17 protein-coding genes and 2 tRNA genes are annotated in these 20,128 nt (G+C 45.2%); 4 read left to right on the top strand and 15 right to left on the bottom strand.

Annotation, left to right across the window (positions count from 1 at the left end; translation table 11 throughout):
• The first annotated feature begins 130 nt into the window (after positions 1–130).
• A complete protein-coding gene (locus ACZ2XM_RS03855) occupies positions 131–739 on the top strand; it encodes a hypothetical protein (RefSeq protein WP_490587069.1) in 609 nt (202 codons plus the stop codon).
• A 130-nt stretch (positions 740–869) separates the two neighbouring features.
• Here ACZ2XM_RS03855 and pnp read toward each other — a convergent pair whose 3' ends face one another.
• From pnp to tpiA, 15 genes are all read right to left on the bottom strand, one after another.
• Positions 870–2,972, bottom strand: coding sequence for a polyribonucleotide nucleotidyltransferase (gene pnp / locus ACZ2XM_RS03850; protein WP_490587444.1), 2,103 nt, complete (start codon positions 2,970–2,972; stop codon positions 870–872).
• Between the two features lie 839 nt (positions 2,973–3,811).
• A complete protein-coding gene (rpsO, locus tag ACZ2XM_RS03845; protein WP_490587068.1) occupies positions 3,812–4,078 on the bottom strand; it encodes a 30S ribosomal protein S15 in 267 nt (88 codons plus the stop codon).
• Between the two features lie 267 nt (positions 4,079–4,345).
• A complete protein-coding gene (locus tag ACZ2XM_RS03840) occupies positions 4,346–4,522 on the bottom strand; it encodes a hypothetical protein (RefSeq protein ID WP_490587067.1) in 177 nt (58 codons plus the stop codon).
• 36 nt (positions 4,523–4,558) lie between these two features.
• Entirely contained in the window at positions 4,559–4,720 is a 162-nt protein-coding gene (locus ACZ2XM_RS03835; RefSeq protein WP_490587066.1) for a hypothetical protein, read from the bottom strand.
• A gap of 86 nt (positions 4,721–4,806) precedes the next feature.
• The gene (locus ACZ2XM_RS03830; RefSeq protein ID WP_490587065.1) at positions 4,807–5,040 is read right to left on the bottom strand and encodes a hypothetical protein; all 234 of its coding nucleotides are present in this window, start codon (positions 5,038–5,040) and stop codon (positions 4,807–4,809) included.
• A gap of 115 nt (positions 5,041–5,155) precedes the next feature.
• Complete coding sequence (locus ACZ2XM_RS03825; RefSeq protein WP_490587064.1) at positions 5,156–5,677, bottom strand: type 1 glutamine amidotransferase domain-containing protein; 522 nt, start codon at positions 5,675–5,677, stop codon at positions 5,156–5,158.
• Between the two features lie 361 nt (positions 5,678–6,038).
• The gene (truB, locus tag ACZ2XM_RS03820) at positions 6,039–7,094 is read right to left on the bottom strand and encodes a tRNA pseudouridine(55) synthase TruB (protein ID WP_490587443.1); all 1,056 of its coding nucleotides are present in this window, start codon (positions 7,092–7,094) and stop codon (positions 6,039–6,041) included.
• Between the two features lie 104 nt (positions 7,095–7,198).
• A complete protein-coding gene (locus tag ACZ2XM_RS03815; protein WP_490587063.1) occupies positions 7,199–7,618 on the bottom strand; it encodes a ribosome-binding factor A in 420 nt (139 codons plus the stop codon).
• 176 nt (positions 7,619–7,794) lie between these two features.
• On the bottom strand, positions 7,795–10,518 hold the full coding sequence (gene infB / locus ACZ2XM_RS03810) for a translation initiation factor IF-2 (protein WP_490587062.1): 2,724 nt from the start codon (positions 10,516–10,518) through the stop codon (positions 7,795–7,797).
• A 162-nt stretch (positions 10,519–10,680) separates the two neighbouring features.
• The gene (gene nusA / locus ACZ2XM_RS03805; protein ID WP_490587061.1) at positions 10,681–12,165 is read right to left on the bottom strand and encodes a transcription termination factor NusA; all 1,485 of its coding nucleotides are present in this window, start codon (positions 12,163–12,165) and stop codon (positions 10,681–10,683) included.
• 369 nt (positions 12,166–12,534) lie between these two features.
• Entirely contained in the window at positions 12,535–13,005 is a 471-nt protein-coding gene (locus tag ACZ2XM_RS03800; protein WP_490587442.1) for an LSm family protein, read from the bottom strand.
• A gap of 463 nt (positions 13,006–13,468) precedes the next feature.
• Positions 13,469–13,545: transfer RNA gene (locus ACZ2XM_RS03795), tRNA-Met, on the bottom strand.
• Positions 13,546–13,660: 115 nt separating this feature from the next.
• Positions 13,661–13,745: transfer RNA gene (locus ACZ2XM_RS03790), tRNA-Leu, on the bottom strand.
• 278 nt (positions 13,746–14,023) lie between these two features.
• Positions 14,024–14,341 carry a preprotein translocase subunit SecG gene (gene secG, locus ACZ2XM_RS03785; protein ID WP_490587060.1) on the bottom strand — a complete coding sequence of 106 codons (318 nt, stop codon included), beginning with the start codon at positions 14,339–14,341 and terminating at the stop codon, positions 14,024–14,026.
• A 255-nt stretch (positions 14,342–14,596) separates the two neighbouring features.
• On the bottom strand, positions 14,597–15,388 hold the full coding sequence (gene tpiA, locus ACZ2XM_RS03780; protein WP_490587441.1) for a triose-phosphate isomerase: 792 nt from the start codon (positions 15,386–15,388) through the stop codon (positions 14,597–14,599).
• A gap of 673 nt (positions 15,389–16,061) precedes the next feature.
• Here tpiA and pilB point away from each other — a divergent pair.
• The 3 genes from pilB (at position 16,062) to ACZ2XM_RS03765 (ending at position 20,076) form a co-directional block, all read left to right on the top strand.
• A complete protein-coding gene (gene pilB / locus ACZ2XM_RS03775; RefSeq protein ID WP_490587059.1) occupies positions 16,062–17,771 on the top strand; it encodes a type IV-A pilus assembly ATPase PilB in 1,710 nt (569 codons plus the stop codon).
• A 171-nt stretch (positions 17,772–17,942) separates the two neighbouring features.
• Positions 17,943–19,163, top strand: coding sequence for a type II secretion system F family protein (locus tag ACZ2XM_RS03770; RefSeq protein WP_490587058.1), 1,221 nt, complete (start codon positions 17,943–17,945; stop codon positions 19,161–19,163).
• Positions 19,164–19,182: 19 nt separating this feature from the next.
• Positions 19,183–20,076 (top strand): prepilin peptidase, encoded by an 894-nt coding sequence (locus tag ACZ2XM_RS03765; RefSeq protein WP_490587057.1) that lies wholly within the window; start codon positions 19,183–19,185, stop codon positions 20,074–20,076.
• The last annotated feature ends 52 nt before the right edge of the window (positions 20,077–20,128 follow it).

Raw genomic sequence — 20,128 nt, 5'->3', positions numbered from 1 at the left:
TCAGTGAGTGCCCTGTCCTGCATGGCTCATTGTGTTTCTTACCCCCTTGTTCACTTTATAGACGCAAATAGTTTGCCAGTAGTTTTCAGCAGCCCATTTTGCGTACTATGTTTGCATTAGCGACATTTCAATGATGATTGCCGGTCTTTTCACTAAACCTTCTATCCGAGCCTCTACCGGAGCTTCTATCCGAGCCCATACTCTGCCCTCATTGCCCCGACAGCAACACGGCAATGCTACGCCCACCGTATTACTTATGGTGTTGGCTATCATCGCGCTGTTGGCGATGGGCTATTTAGTGGTGCAACTGTTTAGCGCACCTCCGACTGCAGAGCATAGGCAACAAGGCCCTGTATTTTCTTCTAAACCTGCTGCCACAACTACAGAGAATCCTGCTGAGCTAGCAACGGCTGCGGACCAGTCAGTGAGTAAGACCACTGCTACAAGCACTGAAGCAGACGCCACTATCGACGACCTAGGCCTGCCTGGTGTTGCAAACAGCGCTATCCCCGACCCTAAAGCTATTGTGAATGCTAAAATTCCTAAGAGTGAGAGTCTGGCCAAAGAAGAGATTGACCGTTTAGAAGATGAGCGCAAACGCTTGGCGGAACAAGAAAAACTCGCCAAAGAACAACTGCAGCTGGTCGCTGATATTAACCAACAGAAAGCCGCGCAGATTGCCCTATTAGAACAACAGATTGCTCAGCTTGAAAAAGATAAGGCCGCAGCTAAGCCCTAATGCTACCCTGAGCCTAACCCATTAATTTTTTTCATAAAAAAACCGCCCAAATATTTGGGCGGTTTTTTATTGGCTAGCCGCTAGCCTATTACAAGACTAGCTGCTAGCTAAGCTTATGCGCTATGGAAACCTAGCCATTGGCTTGTTCAACGCCTTTCATTGTAAGCTTGATACGACCACGGTTGTCGACGTCTTGTACCAAGACTTTAATGCTTTGGCCTTCTGACAAGTAATCCGTAACATTCTCAACACGCTCATCAGCGATTTGTGAGATATGCACTAGACCATCCGTACCTGGTAATACGGTAACGAAAGCACCGAAATCAACAATACGAGCGACCGTACCATCGTAAACTTTACCGACTTCTACTTCAGCGGTCAGCGCTTCGATCTGACGGATAGCTTCTTTGGTAGCCGCTTTGTTTTCACCGAAGATACGGATAGTACCGTTGTCATCGATATCGATAACCGCACCAGTATCTTCTGTTAGCTGACGAATCGTCGCGCCGCCTTTACCGATAACGTCACGGATTTTATCCGAGTTGATTTCCATCACAGCATAGTTTGGCGCATGCGCGTTGATTTCAGTACGGCTTGATGGCAATACTTCATTCATTGCGTTAAGGATGTGGATACGACCGGCATGGGCTTGCTTAAGCGCTTGCTCCATGATGTCTGGCGTGATGCCTTCAATTTTGATATCCATCTGTAACGCAGTGATACCGTCTTTAGAGCCGGCCACTTTAAAGTCCATATCGCCAAGATGGTCTTCATCACCTAGGATGTCAGACAGTACTGCAAAACGCTCGCCTTCTTTCACTAGACCCATCGCGATACCAGCGACTGGAGCTTTCATTGGTACACCAGCATCCATCAACGCTAAGCTGGCACCACAAACCGACGCCATAGATGATGAGCCGTTAGATTCTGTGATTTCAGACACTACACGGATCACATACGGGAAGCGCTCTGAGTCTGGCAGCATGGCTTGTACACCACGGCGCGCTAGACGGCCATGACCGATTTCACGACGCTTTGGAATGCCTTCACGACCGGTCTCACCTACTGAGTAATGTGGGAAGTTGTAATGCAGCATGAAGTGGTCTTGTAGCTTGCCCGCTAGCGTATCAATCAAGTTGACATCACGGCTGTTGCCTAGCGTCGTCGTGACTAATGCTTGGGTCTCACCACGGGTAAATAGTGCTGAACCATGCGTGTAAGGTAGCACGCCTACTTGGATATCTAGGGCACGAACTGTGTCTAAATCACGGCCATCGATACGCGGCTTACCTGACAAGATATTGTCACGGACAGTACGGTATTTTAGCGTTTCAAACAATTCTTTAACTTGGCCTTTTTGCTCAGCAAAGTCTTCGCCTTCTGGGTCACCGGCTAGTGCCGCGATAACCGCTTCTTTGATGGCATCAAGCTTGGTGTAACGCTCTTGCTTATCGGTAATAGTATACGCGTCAGCAACTTGCTCGCCGAACTGCGCTTTCATGCTTTCTTCTAAGTCTTTATTGACCGCTGGCGCTACAAAGTTTTGCTTTTGCGTGCCTACTTCATCAGCTAATGACTGGATGTTATCAATCACGATTTGCTGCTGCTCATGGCCGTATAGTACCGCGCCTAGCATTTGATCTTCTGACAGCTCACGGGCTTCTGATTCGACCATCAATACCGCTGATTTAGTACCGGCAACGACCAAGTCAAGATCACTCTTTTCGAGTTGCTCATGCGTTGGGTTTAAGACGTATTCACCATCGATGAAACCAACGCGTGCACCGCCGACTGGACCATTGAATGGCGCGTCAGAGATAGCTAGTGCAGCAGAGGCACCAATCATAGCAGCGATATCAGCATTCTGGCTCTTGTCAGAAGAGATAACGGTAGCCGTGATTTGTACTTCGTTCACATAACCTTCTGGGAATAGCGGACGAATTGGGCGATCGATTAAGCGTGAAGTTAGCGTTTCAAACTCGCTTGCACGGCCTTCACGTTTGCCATAGGCACCTGGGATTTTACCCGCAGCATACATTTTTTCTTGGTAGTTAACGGTCAATGGGAAGAAGTTTTGGCCTTCTTTAGCATCAGGCTTGACCACCACCGCGACCAATACAGAAACGCCGCCCATGTGGACGAGGACTGAGTTGGCTTGACGAGCGATACGGCCAGTCTCAAGAACCACTTGCTGATTGCCATACTGGAATTCGCGGCTAATAGTGTTGAACATACTCTGATCTGTCATATATATTTCCTAATTTTCGAATGACTTAATGAATTAAGCTTAATAAAAGCGGAATGCTAAATCTGGTAGTGAATGCTAATACCTAGTCTTACGACTAATTTTAATAGCGGTGTTTTTTAACGACCATCTATATTAATGAAGGTCTATATTAACTGTATCTAGCAACGGTTTATCTTAACTGTCTATCTTATCTGTCTATACCAAACTGTCTATACTAATAACCGGGCCTACAAACTGGCTTTACTGGCTGCTTTTGATTGTCAAACCTAGCTATAAAACCCAGCAGTTTGACACTATCTTTTGGCTAGCTTGGTATTACCTAGCGCGGGTTGATAATGGCAGGCGTCGCAGCCTATCGATGCTGTCATAGCTGGTAAGGTCGTTGTTTGACCCAATCGACCGCAACCACTGCCCAGCTATCTTTGACTCATAAATGTCAATAAATGAAGATAAGGCAACTGCTTAGCAAATATTAGTTATCACAAAACTCTAAATTGCGACTTATTTTACAGGGATTTATAACAATTGACCAATTATTAACGGCTCACCAGTAGCCCAGTCACAGTAGGGCTGAGTTATAAATAATTATACCCGAGTCACTTTGCCGTAATTTAGACAAAATGTGCTCGTATAGTGGAGCTGTCAGTATATAGTCAATCCTATTTAAAACGGTTATATCAGTAGCTCTGTGTTAAATTTTTAATAAAATTCATGCAATAAAAAACGGTGCGACATATATCGCACCGTTTTCATTCGTCGCTTACCCTTTATACGCTAAAGTAGAGAGTAACAAACCCCCTAAACTAGAGCAAAAAAAGTGCGTATTAACGACGTAGACCAAGCTGGCTGATCAAAGTCGTGTAACGACCTAAATCTTTACCTTTTAAGTAATCAAGCAATTTACGACGTTGGTTAACCATACGGATAAGACCACGACGGCTGTGGTGATCGCCTTTATGAGCTTTAAAATGGTCTTGTAGGTCGTTGATACGAGCAGACAATAGTGCTACTTGCACTTCTGGGGAACCCGTGTCGTTTTCGCCACGTTGGTATTGAGCGATAATTTGTTGGCGGTCAGTATTGGTTAGCATAAGATTTCTCCGGCAATGCTATGAGCAGTGGTGTATATCACGCACTGACTATAAATAAGATAACTGGCAATGAATAAATCATAAGCAATAATTCGGGACGACCCTGCATTACTAGAGACGACCTAGTTATTGACCAGCATACTATTGAGTATTTTAGTTGGCGTAGGGCTAAGTATGGCCACTAGCAAACTAAGGGGGCGATTATAACAAAAAACTACTGCTGTGACAGTAGTTTTTATAGTTGGACTACACTTACTAAATTGCGGGCTATTTGACGTCGTCTTGGCTAATCGTACCGCCTAAGGCATCATCGGCTAATAAGGCCGTAGTAGCCTCCGCTTCACTATCTGGAGTGATATCTTCACTAGGATTAATATCCTCTGCTAAATCACGGACTTTATCCGCTTGTTCTTTTAAACTTGGCGTAGTATCTGACATGCTCATAGTATCTCCGATTGACTAGATTGCTTTAATCTAAGCTTATTTATTACCTTTAGCTTCTGCTAAGTTATCAGCAATATTTTGCGCTGCCGCTTCGGTATCTTCATTATAGTTACCTTCAGCTTGGTTTTCTAATGAAGCAACTTGTGATTCTGATTTTTGTTGCTCAAGTTTGGTATCGTTTGGATTAGTATTTGACATAGTTATTTCCTTATTTTTAATGAATATTGAGATTAAAATTTAAACAAAACTGAGCTAATGGCTAGCACAGCTCATTACTAAAATGTTTATTTATCGTTTTCCGCTATACGCGAGGCTGCTTCTTGCGCATGCTCTGCTACATTGCCAACAGACTCAGTCTCTGGCTTAGCCACCTTCTCAGCAGCGTCTTTTGCAGCTGATACATCAGCAGAATCTTGACCGTCGTTTTCTTCATGCATCTCTTTACGAATTTCAACTTCTTGTACATTTTGTGCGTCGTTGCCTACTCTTTCAGCATGCTCGTTATTCGAATTTGACATACTAATTTCCTTATTAGTGAGATGAATCCATTGAAGGGTGTTGAGATAGAACTTTAGAATCAGCAACTTAAGAACAGAAACTTAAGCAACGAATAACTGAAATGTAATGCTAATTTCAGGCTAGCGCTTTATCGATAGCCGCGACAAAATCTTTAATATCATCAGGGGTTCTTGACGTAATAAGATTGCCATCTTGCTGCACAGCCTTATCTACGAAAGTAGCGCCAGCATTCTCAAGGTCTGTCTGCAATGACTCATAGGCAGTCAAAGTTTTACCTTTAGCGATACCGGTGTTAATAAAAACCCAAGGGGCATGACAGATGGCAGCAATCGGCTTGCCAGCTTCGTTAAACGCTGTGATTAACTGGTGTGCTGCTGCTTTACCGCGTACGACATCCGCATTGATAGTACCGCCTGGTAGAACAAGTGCATCATAATCTGCTGCGTTCGCCTCTTTGGCGAATAAATCAGCCGTAAAAGTATCAGCCTTATCAGAATGCTGCATACCTTGAACTCGTTTGTCATCGCTAGTAGTAATCAGCGTCGTCTCGTAACCTTTGTCTTTTAATTGATTATTAACGTCTTCATACTCAGCTTGCTCAAAATCTGTATCTAGTAAAAATGCAATCTTCTTCATAGTATCCCTCATATATTTCTAGGTATATTTTTCTTATTTGACCTGTTTAATGTGGCTTATTCTCAGAAACGTCAGTATTAAAAACTGTCAATCAAAAACTAAGCCAGTCAATAAAGTATAGGCCTGCCAAGATTAAGCGTATACGCAGAAGATGCAATGAAATGTTTGAGTCTGTGAGTTATGTTGGGAGCAAGTAACGCTAAGACTATTTGAGGTTATATAAAGAATAGAGGCGAGAAAAGTGCCGGTACGACTGCTAAAAATCAGCCAAAAAAATAGCCAGTCAATCTATAAGACTGGCTAACTATTTAAAATGATAACGATATATAAATTGCAGGACGAGCCACGATTAAGAGCAAAACTAACGTGCCAAGATTTTTTTGGGCTGCAAACGGCCATTAATACTTAGCGTCCCTAAACCAACAAATACGCCCTCTTCATCGATTAGACGGATATCTCGGGTAGGCACGCCGTCCTCGTCGATATCTACTGCTGCTTGGTTATCCGGCGCCTCACCCTCTACAACGGTTGCTGCCAGTACTGGAGCCGCTTCAAGATAACTCACGAGCTCAGGGGTAAATTGCTCACGGACGTTAAGGCGTTGCCCTACCTGTACGCGCTCGCACTGCTCTGGGGTGATTTGCAGCGTTGCTAAACCCGTAACGCAAGCATCGACGGCTAATAAATGCTCAAACCTTTGCGCTAAACTTAACGCTTCTAAATCCGCCAAACTAATGCTATTGGCAGTCACAAAATGACCGACTTGAGTGCGGCGTAGACTGGTCAAATGCCCCACTGTGCCAAGCGCTTGCGCAATGTCTTCACCGAGCACCCGCACATAGGTACCTTTCGTGCAAGTGACCTGCAGTTGTAGACGGTCGGGCGCTACTAAGGCGAGTTGTAAATGGCGAATGGTAATAGGCCGCGCAGGACGCTCAATTTCAATCCCTTCACGGGCATACTCATAGAGCTTTTTGCCATCTTTTTTCAGGGCAGAGTACATCGGCGGCACTTGGGTTTGTGCGCCCATAAACTGTTGTATCGTCTGCTGAATAGCGGTCTCATCAATGGCTGGCACGGTTTGGATCTCGACTATCTGACCTTCGGCATCCCCCGTATCGGTACGCTCCCCTAACTTGATGATGGCCTCATACGCCTTATCCGCATCGAGCTGATAATGGCTAAACTTGGTAGCTTCGCCCAAGCATACTGGCAAGAGTCCCGTCGCCATAGGGTCTAAAGTCCCAGTATGCCCTGCCTTCTTACTATCATGCAGCGGCGACTTAAACAGATACTTCACCTTAGAGACCACTTGCTGGGAAGTAATCCCCTGCGGTTTATCAATCAGGATAACGCCAGAGACGCGCTGTTTCGGTGTTTTAGATGCGGGGTTTGCCATAAGGGAGCCTGTGCTAATCAATCATACAGTAATATAAAGTCAAATTTATACTAACTAAAGGGCTTTCAATAGGCCATTACAGCACTACTATTTGCACTAGCTGCTATTGGTCATCAACAGCATTAGTCTGTGTCTTCAATATCCGCATCATTTGGATTAGGCACATTGTCTTCATCACTTTTAGCCACAGCTTTGCTGATAAGATCCATCATATAGTTGCCACGGGCCGTGACTTCATCGTAATGGAAACGCAGACGCGGTGTGGTACGAGTTTTCAGACGATGGCTAAGCTCTGTACGCAGAAATCCTGCCGCATTGGCCAAAACTTTAATGCTTTGCTCATGGCTGCTTTTGGTCATAGCATCATTGAGTTCAGGCTCCATGATAGTGACATAGATATCTGCATAGCCCAAGTCAGCACTGACTTTCACGCTAGAGATGGTCACGAAACCTGTTAAACGAGGATCGTTAACTTCATCACGGATAAGTACGGCCAGTTCGCGCTGAATTTGATCAGCCAATCGTTGTAAACGCTGATTCATGGTAGTTCCTATTAATTATTTTGAATGGCATAGTGATTCCATGACATTCTTAGTTAAGGGCCTGCAAAGCTATCGGCATTAGCAGGTCAATAAAACAGTACAACAAAACGGTTAAGTAAAAAAAGACCTAGCAGGATTGACCTGTTAGGTCTTTTAACAACAGCGACTAAGCAGGCTTAGATCGTGCGTTCGAACTCTTGGATTTCAAAGACTTCGATTTTATCGCCGACTTCAACATCATAGCCACGAACGGCCAGACCACATTCCATACCGGTACGCACTTCGTTGACATCGTCTTTATAACGACGTAACGACTGCAACTGACCGGTAAAGATAACCTTGTCATCACGTAATACGCGGATTGGCTTGTTACGATAAATCGTCCCTTCAACCACCATACAACCGGCAGCCGCACCAAACTTACTTGAGCGGAACACATCACGGACGTCGGCGACGCCTAGGATTTGCTCACGATGCTCTGGTGATAACAGGCCACTCATAGCCGCTTTCACATCATCGATAAGACCATAGATGACGCTGTAGTAACGAATATCTAACTTCGACTCATCCGCTTTACGGCGAGCTGTAGCGTCGGCACGAACGTTGAAACCTAGCAATACGGCTTCGCTTGATTCAGCTAAAGTCACGTCTGACTCAGAGATAGGGCCTACGCCTGAGCTGATGACTTTTACTTTCACTTCATCAGTAGATAGCTCGTTCAAGGCGGCTAATAGGGCTTCTAATGAACCACGGACGTCTGTTTTTAGTACGATGTTCAAGAATGACACATCGCCCTGACCCATCTGCTCAAACATATTCTCAAGACGCATCTTATTCTGACGGTCCATCTCACGCTCACGCTCACGGTTGGCACGGAAGTCAGCCACTTCACGGGCTTTCTTCTCATCAGCAACCACTAAGAACTCGCTACCTGCCGCTGGGGTCTCAGGCAAGCCTAAGATTTCGACTGGGATAGACGGGCCTGCAGATTTAATACGCTGGCCTTGCTCATCAATCATGGCACGAACTTTACCGTAATACTCACCGGCTAAGACTAAATCGCCTTGTTTCAAGGTGCCTTTCTTAACAAGCAGGCTAACGACTGCGCCGCGACCTTTTTCTAGTCTTGACTCAATAACCACACCCTGAGCAGCACCGTCAGTTGGGGCTTCTAGCTCCATGAGCTCTGCTTGTAAGCTGATCAGCTCTAGCAACTCATCGATACCTTCGCCTGTTTTCGCTGAAACGCGGGCCATAGGAGTATCACCACCCCAAGCTTCTGAAACGACTTCTTTGCTGGTCAATTCATTTAGAACGCGATCGACATCGGCACTTTCTTTGTCCATTTTGTTGATAGCAACAATCAATGGCGTACCAGCAGCACGCGCATGGTCAATAGCTTCAACCGTTTGCGGCATCATGCCATCATCAGCAGCGACGACTAGGACTACGATATCGGTAGCCTGAGCACCACGAGAGCGCATAGCACTGAACGCGGCGTGACCTGGGGTATCAAGGAACGTTACAACACCGCGGCTGGTTTCGACATGGTAGGCACCAATATGCTGAGTAATCCCACCGGCTTCACCAGAGGCTTTCTTAGTCGAGCGAATCTTATCAAGCAATGAGGTCTTACCATGATCGACGTGACCCATGATAGTGACCACTGGCGGACGCGTTTGCACGTTACTGCTGCGCTTTTCGACCGCAACTTGTAAGTCGTCTTCGACTTTAGTATCGCTAACCGGTACTGGGTTATGGCCAAGCTCTTCAACGATTAAGCTCGCTGTCGCTTGATCAATCTCATCAGTTTCGCTAACCATTTCGCCCATTTTCATAAGCAATTTGACGACTTCGCGGGCTTTAATAGCCATGCGTTGTGCCAAATCAGCGACCACAATCTGCTCACTAATTTCAACATCATGGACGATTTTTTCGACCGGACGTTCAAACTTATGCTGACCTGATTGTGACGACTTAAGACCATGGCGACGGTTTTTAATTTCGCGCTCTTCTTGGTTCTTACGACGTTTGCCACGAGCGGCAGTACCCGTAGTACCACGCTTAATCTCACGACGCTCTTTCTCAAATGATTCTTCGAGGGCATCGCCGACCAGACCTTCCGCTAATGGCTCGTCTTTACGAACTTCAGCCACAGGCTCTTTGTCTGAGTATTTACCCGCCATCTTACGCATCTGCTCAAGCGTACGCTTTTGCGCTTCTTCCGCTTGCTGACGACGCGTTTCGACTTCGAGCTGACGTAGGCGTTCTTCTTCTACTTCGCGGGCTTCACGTTCTTTACGCTCAGCAGCCGTTTCCGTTTTGGGCTTAGTAGCAGCGACGACCTTTTTCTTTTCTTTAATCTTGACTTCAGTCGCTTCTTTACCGCCTTTTTTGACCACGACAGAAGATTTAATATCATCTCCGCCACTGTCTTTGCTCTTGCTGCCGCCAAGACTTGCGCGCATAGCGGCTAGAGTAGCTGCTTGACGCTCTTCAGATTTTTTCTTCGCTTGTTCACGCTCGAGGAGGTCTTGCTCAGCTTTTACTTTTGCCTCTAGCATGGTTTTTTCACGAGCGGCCAATTCTTCAGCTACTTGTGCAGGATCTGGTTTCTCAAATACTTTTTTCTTGCGAACTTCAACGTTTACGCTCTTAGACTTACCTGAAGAGCCCGTTACGCGCGCAGTACTGGTCGTCTTAGACTTAAGACTAATACGGCGTTTTTCTTGCTGGCCATGGCTTTGTTTCAAATAGCCCACCAACTGCTCTTGCTCAAGCTCGGTGACTAAGTCATCCTCACCACGAGCAGGCAGCCCGGCGTCCACTAGCTGCTGCTGTACAGCGCTAGCGGTTTTACTTACCATTTCTGCCAGTTCTTTGACGGTCTTATCTGCCATTGATTGTCACCTACTATCTATTATGTGCTATATATTTAATTCAGCGTTGGGCTGATGTGTTTGCGTACTATTGTCACTATTTTTTTATACGGTATGCGCTCGAACTTGTATTGCTACGCGTCGCTACTGTGAGTATACCGTACCGGTCATGAATGACGGACGCTACTCATCAAACCAAGACTCGCGTGCCTTCATAATAAGCTGACCCGCAGTCTTTTCGTCAAGATCATCAATGTCTTCTAAATCAAAGACCGCTTGCTCAGCCAGATCATCCACAGTAATGATGTCTTTTTGAGCCATTTTATATGCCCAGCTCGTCGTCATGCCTTCTAAAGCTAACAACTCAGCGCTAGGCTCTTTCATATTTTGTTGCTTGACCAGTTCGTCAGCGATGACGACTTCTTTCGCACGTTCTTGAATCATATCAATAGCTTCGTCGTCTAGGCCTTCGATATCATAGAAAGTGTCGACCGGCACATAAGCGACTTCTTCAATGCTGGTAAAGCCAACATCTACTAGCGCTTGTGCTAGGTCTTCGTCCACTTCTAGGCGCTCATAGAAAAGGTCAAGATACGCTTTAGTTTCATTCTTTTGACGCTCTAGGTACTCGGCCTCAAGCATCATGTTCAATTTGTAGCCGGTTAGTTCTGAAGCTAAGCGGACGTTTTGACCTTGTGAGCCAATCGCACGCGCCAATTGATCATTAGTGGTAAACACGATATCTGCTGTTTGTGAATCTTCATCTAAGATGATGCTGTTTACATCAGCAGGCTCAAGCGCACTAATAATATATTGCGCAGGATCGTCAGACCACACCACGACGTCAATACGCTCGCCATCTAGCTCTTGCTGCACGGCTTGAATACGCGTACCACGCATACCGATACAAGCGCCGACTGGATCAATGCGATGATCGTTAGTCTTGACAGAGATTTTAGCACGAGTACCTGGTAAGCGGGCAACATTGCGAATTTCAATGATTTGCTCAGCAATTTCCGGCACTTCTTTCTGCATCAAGGCAGACAGCATTTCCGGATGGGTACGCGATAGCAATAACTGTGCGCCGCGATTTTCACGGTTGACATGGTATAGGATAGCATTGATACGTGATTTTACCCGCAATTGCTCACGTGGTAGCATTTGATCGCGTGATAGATAGCCTTCAGCATTGTCCCCTAAATCGATGATATAACCATCACGGGTCTGCTTTTTGACTTCACCAAACAGCATCTCGCCAATACGCGGCTCAAAAGCATCTGCAACTAGGGCACGTTCAGCTTCACGAATCTTTTGGATAATAACTTGCTTCGCTTGCGTCGCCGCAATACGACCAAATTCAATAGACTCGATTTGCTCTTCTTTAATATCGCCGATGCTCCACTCATCCTGATCTAAATCAGTGATGGCCAATTGGCATGCTGGCATTTCGTGGTCTTCGTCAGCGACTACCGTCCAATAACGATAAGTATCATAGTCACCCGTTTCCCGATCGATAGCTACCCGCACGGCCACTTCTGGCTGATCAGTATAGACCTTCTTTTTGGTCGAGACGACTAAGGCTTGCTCAATCGCTTCAAATATATCTTCCGGATTTAGGCCTTTTTCATTACTGACGGTCTCTACTACCGTTAAAATCTCTCGACTCATGCTATACCTGTCCTATACTGACGTAAATGGTGTTTTATTAAAGATTAGTAATTGATTTGTTGGTGTTGCTAATTTTTATAGTGGCTGACGCCATTAGCCCAACTATCAATAAGTTACTTATGTGCCAAGTTATATTGGCAAACTATATGACTATTAAACCAGCTTATTAGTAATTTTTAATGAACTGCTAATCATAGCTTATAAAATAGTCTTAGAGTAAGCTTTGCTAGTCTCTAATACAAATTTTTGAAATACGAACTGTGAAAATTTTATAACCCGCTAATTAAAAACCTAGCTTAATTAACTGGCGCTGTAGCTAATACTGGCGCTGTAGCTAATACTGGCGCTGTAGCTAATTTAGTGACTAGCCTAACTGTCTTGATAAATTAGATTGGCTTTATCAATGTTTGACAGCTCAACGTCTATCACTTGGCCTTGTGCCGTAGTCAGCGTCAAAGTTTTGTCGTTCATGCTCTCTAAGACGCCAGCGATTTTACGCAGTTTCTCTTTACCCGCACCAATAGCGTTAATTAAACGTAAATTAATCGTTTGACCGATATATTGACGCATTTGCGCTTCAGAGAAGAAAGCCCGGTCGATACCTGGTGAGGATACTTCAAGAATATACTCTCCGGCGATAGGATCATGGACTTCTAAGACCCCACTGACCTGATGGTTGACCGCAGCACAGTCCTCAATAGTGACTTGCTTGCCCTCTGCTTGCTCTTCTGGCGATGACTCAATGAAGATACGCAACAATGACTTACGACCTTGTGGCACAAACTCTACGCCCCACAATGCCACGTCACACGCCTCTACAGCCGGAGCAATGATAGCCATCAATTCAGTAACTTTGGTAGACAGTTTCATACAGACCTTTTAGGTATTATTTTAAATAAATAGGGGTTTTTAAATCGGCTAGCAAAGATGGACTCTTAATAAGTATGCCCTCAATACTTAGCAAGCCTGTAACTAATAATAAGGATAAGTAGCTACAGCGTGCGCAGCGATAATAACAGTCACTAACACCCCAAAAGAAGTACTAGCGCCATCTCTGGCAAACCCGCTGGATAAGGAGACAGTATTTACGATGAGTAGAGACAGACTGACAATGACTTATGCAATCGCCAACTTTATTGAAAGCTTACCATAGTGCTCGGATAGCCTCTATGCTTTGCCTATATTACCAACATTCAGATACAAAAAAACCCACAGACATAAGGGTGGGTTTAATCTGCTGTGACTTTAAGTCTATCTCACTAGTAGTGATAGTATTCAAAGTTCAGCTATGTCTTTCAAAAAGTGGTAGCGGGGGCTGGATTTGAACCAACGACCTTCGGGTTATGAGCCCGACGAGCTACCAGACTGCTCCACCCCGCAACAATTTAGACTGCGTATTCTATACGCTTAATTTAGACCTGTCAACTAATTTATCAAATAACTTGATATTAATTATTATTAATACAACCTATTCATTTAACTGACGAGCTTAAATTGGTGCGATCGGAGGGACTCGAACCCTCACAGCTTGCGCCACTACCCCCTCAAGATAGCGTGTCTACCAATTCCACCACGATCGCATACTGTTTTATCTACTAGACGGCTTATCTGTTCTTAAGAAGAACACCTATTTACCATAGTTAGCTTGGAACTGAACACTTTCGTTGAGGGAAAATTGTCAGAATAACCACAGCTTTATAAACGGTCAGCAGTTGCTAAAACAGGCAAGCATTGTAATGGCTATCGTTAAGAATAGCAAGGTTTAATAGCAGGGACCGCGATATCGCCTATACTTTATGCTGATCTATCGCTTTAAACGCTACTGCTATTATCCCAAAACTTACTTTTTAAGCCAATATTAACTGTCTGACTTAGGATTTTCGGTCAGTGGTCGAGGCGTTTGCGGCGCTGAGGCTGGTGCATCTAAGCGAAATTGACCTTCTGCTTGCTGACGCGCTTGCACGGCTAGCGTTAAGCTAGTAACAAAAAAGATAGCGGTCAATACTGCCGTCGCTCGCGTCATAAAGTTCGCCGAGCCTGCAGCACCAAAAACAGTGCCAGATGACCCAGCACCAAAAGAGGCTCCTGCATCTGCGCCTTTGCCATGCTGAATAAGAATCAAGCCTATCATGGCAATCGCCACGATGATGTGTAAGGCCAATACAAAGGTATACATAACGTCCTCTTATGCTCGGATGAGCATGTGTTTAATAGGGTAAAGCCCAAATCGACACTAATAATATAGGGTCTGATGATGCTAGTGTGCCGACAACGGCCAACACCAGCAAAGTCGATGATTATATAACAGAGTCATTTAGTGCAGCAGTAACTAGCCCTATTTTTTAATGACTCGCCAATTTTTAATGACCAACGTAATTTAATAGCCAACCACTTTTTCATAACCCGCTAGATTTTAATAACCAGTTATAAGCTATTTTTGACGTTTCGCTGCAGCAAAAGCGTCGGCAATAGCGAGAAAGCTGTCAGCTTGTAGAGCGGCACCACCCACTAGGGCACCATTCACACTGTCGGCTTGAGCAAACTGGGCAGCATTGGCAGCATTCACACTACCTCCATAAAGCACGCAAGGTTGGCCCAGCGCTTTTTCTGCGCCCGCGTAACTTTGGATAACGGCTTTAATATGGGCATGCGTGGCCGCCACTTCTTCTACCGTAGGGACTTTGCCCGTGCCAATCGCCCAGACAGGTTCATAAGCGATAATAAGACGCTCTGCTAAACGCTCTTGGTCGGTCTCGGTCAGCAATTGCTCGATAACCGTCAATTGCGCTGCTAATACGTTAAAAGTCTGCTCGCTGTCATACTGCTCTTTCGTCTCTCCAACACAGAAAATTACGCCCAATTGCTGGCTTAGCGCATGTTTAATCTTATTGTAGAGGGTGCTCTCATTTTCACCATGATATTGGCGACGCTCCGAATGACCGACCAACACCCAGTTGGCACCGGTGTCTTTTACTTGGGCGGCTGAGACATCGCCTGTAAACGCACCCGTTGTCGCACTATGAGCACTGATGTCTTGCACGCCTAGTGCTATCTCGTCACTTTGTGGTAGCGCGGTCACATGCACGAGACTAGGAATGACCATTAACTGGCAAGCCGTTAAATCCATGTTGGCCGCCTGACTGCTAATATCGGCTAATAAGGTTTTAGCCGCTTGTAACGTTGCCGGATTTTGCTTCCAATTACCAATTACCCATGCCTGCATAGTACTCATATCCTGTTGAATTCTTTTATATCCGTTGACGCCAGCCCACTTGTAGACCAACTTTATCGTACTAAGACGGCATAGAGCGAATTACGAAACGCGCCATTATACCAAACTTTTATCCTTGTCTATAGGGGGTTTCGTTTCGCGCTTTTTTGCGGCTAAAACCCCCCCTCCATAGGGTACGTTATCGTACCTTCTACCTTGCAACCTACACCTTCTTTATCTTGCAGATGCAGCCTACACTATCGGCGACAACCCAAGTGCTAATGGGGTTTTAATTGTGACCACTTTTGAATTAGCAAGCTGTCTATAGAGGTTTAAAAACGGATACTATTTTAATAACCGCCCACTTTACGCATAATCTTAGCGTTAAGATACGAATTATTGTGTATAAAGTCAGCAGATTAACTTATAGTAGCTTACACTATAGTTACAATAATATTTTATAGCGCTATGATGGCATGCAAAGCAGCTGACTTTCAATGGGACTAAAAGTCCTTGTAATGACAGCTTTTTTGCTACACATAGTGCGATATTTTAGCCCGAACAGCTGAATTAAAGCCTAGATTTTATGCTTTGATATTTTATACTTATAAGCGCCTATCCTAGATTATCAAGGTGGCCGTTTTAGCAACTTAGCTGATATTTTTATTTTTTGTGGGAGTCATTTATGTCCGCTACGACAACGAGCTTTGGTGGCCTTGCGCATCGCCTTATTCAAGAGGAGCTGGTGAGCAGCACGCAGATGCAAACCGTGCTAAAAGAGTCGCAGCAGCAGCGTGTAGGGCTTATTCCCTATCTCGTCGATAATAAAATAGCGCCTGCAAATCAGCTAGCAACGGTCGTTTCTAAAGAATTTGGCGACGCTCTTTTCGATCTTAACGTCTTAAATAAAGACATGATTCCTAAAGGGGTCGTAGACGAAAAAATTGTGCGTAAGTTTAATGCACTGCCTATCTATAGACGTGGGCAGCGCCTATTCGTTGCGATGAGCGATCCCTCACGCATGGACGCTATCGATGCTATTTCTTTTAATGCGCGCTTGTCTGTAGAAACCGTCGTCGTCGAAGAAGATAAGCTAAAAAAATATATCGAAACTGTCTTTGCTGACAGTATGGATAACTTTAGTAGCTTTGCAGATGATGAATTAAACGTTGATATTGAAGAACAAAACGACCCTAATGCGGACTCAGATACTGGTAGCTCAGTCGATGAAGCCCCCGTTGTAAAATTCGTCAATAAAATGCTGGTGGATGCTATCCGTATGGGAGCGTCTGACTTGCATTTTGAACCTTATGAAAAATCTTATCGGGTACGCTTCCGCGTCGACGGCATTATGCAAAAAATGGCCAGCCCACCGATTCAGCTGGCCAGCAAAATAGCCGCCCGCCTAAAAGTGATGTCGCAGATGGACATCTCTGAGCGCCGTGTCCCGCAAGATGGTCGTATCAAACTTAAAATCTCACAAAATAAAGCCATCGATTTTCGTGTGAACTCTCTACCCACCTTGTTTGGTGAAAAGATTGTATTGCGTATCTTAGACCCCTCTTCAGCCATGCTAGGCATCGATGCCCTAGGTTATGAGCCCGATCAAAAAGAGATGTTCCTAGAGGCGCTGCATAAACCCCAAGGTATGGTGCTGATTACGGGGCCTACAGGTTCGGGTAAAACGGTCTCGCTTTATACTGGTCTGAACATTCTTAATACTGAAGAGACCAACATCTCCACGGCAGAAGACCCCGTAGAGATTAACCTAGAAGGCATCAACCAGGTTAACGTCAATCCAAAAGTCGGTCTAACCTTTGCCAATGCGCTAAAATCCTTTCTACGTCAGGATCCCGACATTGTCATGGTGGGTGAGATTCGCGATTTAGAAACCGCAGAGATTGCTGTTAAAGCGGCACAAACTGGCCACATGGTCTTGTCCACTTTGCATACCAACTCAGCCCCTGAGACTTTAACCCGTTTGCATAATATGGGGGTGGCGTCTTTTAATATTGCTACTTCGGTGAATCTAGTTATCGCTCAGCGTTTGGCTCGCCGCTTATGCAAAAATTGTAAACGCCCCCTCACGGTGCCGAGACAGAGCTTGCTAGAAATTGGTTTTACCGAAGCGGACTTGGACAATAGCGATAATGTAATTTATGAGCCCGTAGGCTGTAGTGAATGCCGCGATGGCTATAAAGGCCGTTTGGGTATTTATGAAGTGATGAAAATCACCCCAGATATTTCGCGTATTATTATGGAAAATGGTAATGCCATTGATATCAAAGATGCGGCCCTTAAAAATGGCTTCCGTGACCTACGTCGCTCTGGTATTCAGAAAGTATTGCAAGGGTTGACGACTATCCAAGAGATGCTCCGCGTTACCTCTGAATAACCGTCTATAGCCATGCCATAAGACCATGCTATTTTGTGTGTAAGAATACAGTGGGTATGCTGAGCTATTCAGCTAACTTATAACAAACTTGCCTTATAATGACTAATCAGCCGATTCATTACGCCGTACTAAGACCGTAATAGTAGGCACGCAATATTTAAGGATAAAACAATGGCCAAAGCCACTACTGATATGCTCTTAGACTTTGTTTATGACGGGACCAATCGCCGTGGGCAACAAGTAAAGGGAGAGACGTCCAGCCGCAGTATGGATCTGGCCAAGGCGACGCTGCGTAAACAAGGCATTACGGTTAAAACGATTAAAAAGAAACCAAAGCCGTTATTTACGTTTAAGAAAAAAATCAAAGCCATCGACATTGCTATTTTCTCACGGCAGTTGGCCACCATGCTTAAAGCAGGCGTGCCATTAACTCAGTCTTTTGAGATTGTCGCTGACTCTCTTGATAATCCTTCTATGAAAGATTTGGTTTTGGCTTTAAAAGGCGAAGTTGAATCGGGTACCACTTTTACCACTGCGCTACGCAAACACCCGCGCTACTTTGATGAGTTATTTTGCTCATTGGTAGAGTCTGGTGAACAATCGGGTGCCCTAGAGACCATGCTGGAGCGCGTAGCGACCTATAAAGAAAAGAGCGAGCTCCTCAAAGCAAAAATTAAGAAGGCCGTAAAATACCCTATAGCCGTTATTGTTGTCGCTTTTATTGTCACCGTCATTCTCTTGGTTAAAGTTGTGCCAGTATTCGCAGATATGTTTGGCTCGTTTGGTGCTGAATTACCTGCCTTTACCCAGATGGTCGTAGCCATGTCTGAGTGGATGCAAAAGTGGTGGTATATTATGCTAATAGCGGTAGGCTTAGCCATATATGCCTTTGGTCAAGCCAAGGAGCGCAGTGCTGATTTCCGTGACTTTTTAGACCGCACTACTTTACGCTTGCCTATCTTTGGTAATATTGCCTATCAAGCGGTCATCGCGCGTTTTTCGCGTACTTTATCGACGACCTTTGCTGCGGGCGTGCCGCTAATTGACGCTTTAGACTCTACAGCCGGCGCTACAAATAACGTGGTGTTCTATAACGCTACCCAGCAGATTAAAGATGATGTCTCTACTGGCCAGCAGATGCATTTCGCTATGCGCTCTACCAACCTATTCCCCAGTATGGCGATTCAGATGGTAGCGATTGGCGAAGAAGCCGGTAGCTTAGAAGAGATGCTGGATAAAGTCGCGGTCTATTATGAAAACGAAGTCGATAATGCTGTTGATGGTCTTACCAGCTTGATGGAACCGATGATTATGGCGGTGTTAGGCGTGCTAATCGGTGGCCTAGTTATCGCCATGTATTTGCCAATTTTCCAAATGGGCTCAGTAATTTAGTCTTTAGTTAAGGTCCATTATGTTGCAGCTTTTACAAGAAAACTTTGGCTTGGCCCTACTAGTATTTGGCATTATTGGCCTCTGTGTCGGCAGCTTTTTAAACGTCGTCATTCACCGTATGCCGTTGATGATGATGCGCGAATGGCGGCGCGACTGTAGCCAAATATTAAGCGAACAGCCGGATATTCCAGCAGAGCTAATGACACCTGTCGCCCAGATTGTCGCTCAAGATACGCCGTTGACGCTGAGTTTACCGCGCTCACGTTGTCCCAGTTGCGACCACCAAATTAAATGGTATGAAAATATTCCTTTGCTAAGCTGGCTTATGCTCAGAGGCAAATGCTCGAGCTGTCAGCAGCCGATTAGTCCGCGTTATCCTATTGTAGAAGTCGTTACAGCGCTATTGTCCGTGTTAGTTATCTATAAATTTGGCGTCAGTGCGCAAGGGTTTGCTGCGCTGATTTTAGTCTGGACGTTGGTCGCTTTAACTGGTATTGATTTTGATACCCAGTTCCTACCGGACCGTTTAACCTTTCCCCTTGCCGGACTAGGGCTCGCTGTCAATGCCTACAGTCTATTTGTCTCTCCTACCACGGCTATTTGGGGCTTGCTGATTGGCTTTTTCTCTTTATGGATAGTGGTCAAAATATTTTATCTGTTGACCAAAAAGCAGGGCATGGGGGCTGGTGATTTTAAACTATTGGCAGTTTTAGGGGCTTGGCTTGGCCCTATGATGTTGCCGCTGATTATTTTACTGTCGTCCCTGCTGGGCTCAATCATTGGCTTAATACTGATGCGTATACATGGCGAGAGTAAGCCCTTTGCCTTTGGCCCTTATATCGCTATAGCCGGGGTTATTGCTCTACTCTACGGCCCTGAAATTGTTAGTTGGTATTTAAATATGTATGCCTAGTCGCTCACCTAAAAGCCAGCTACTGATCACTAGCTACTAGCCAGTAATCAAT

The organism is Psychrobacter sp. CoH-33_TS_01, assembly GCF_058189395.1.
This window is presented reverse-complemented; position numbering and strand designations above follow the sequence as displayed.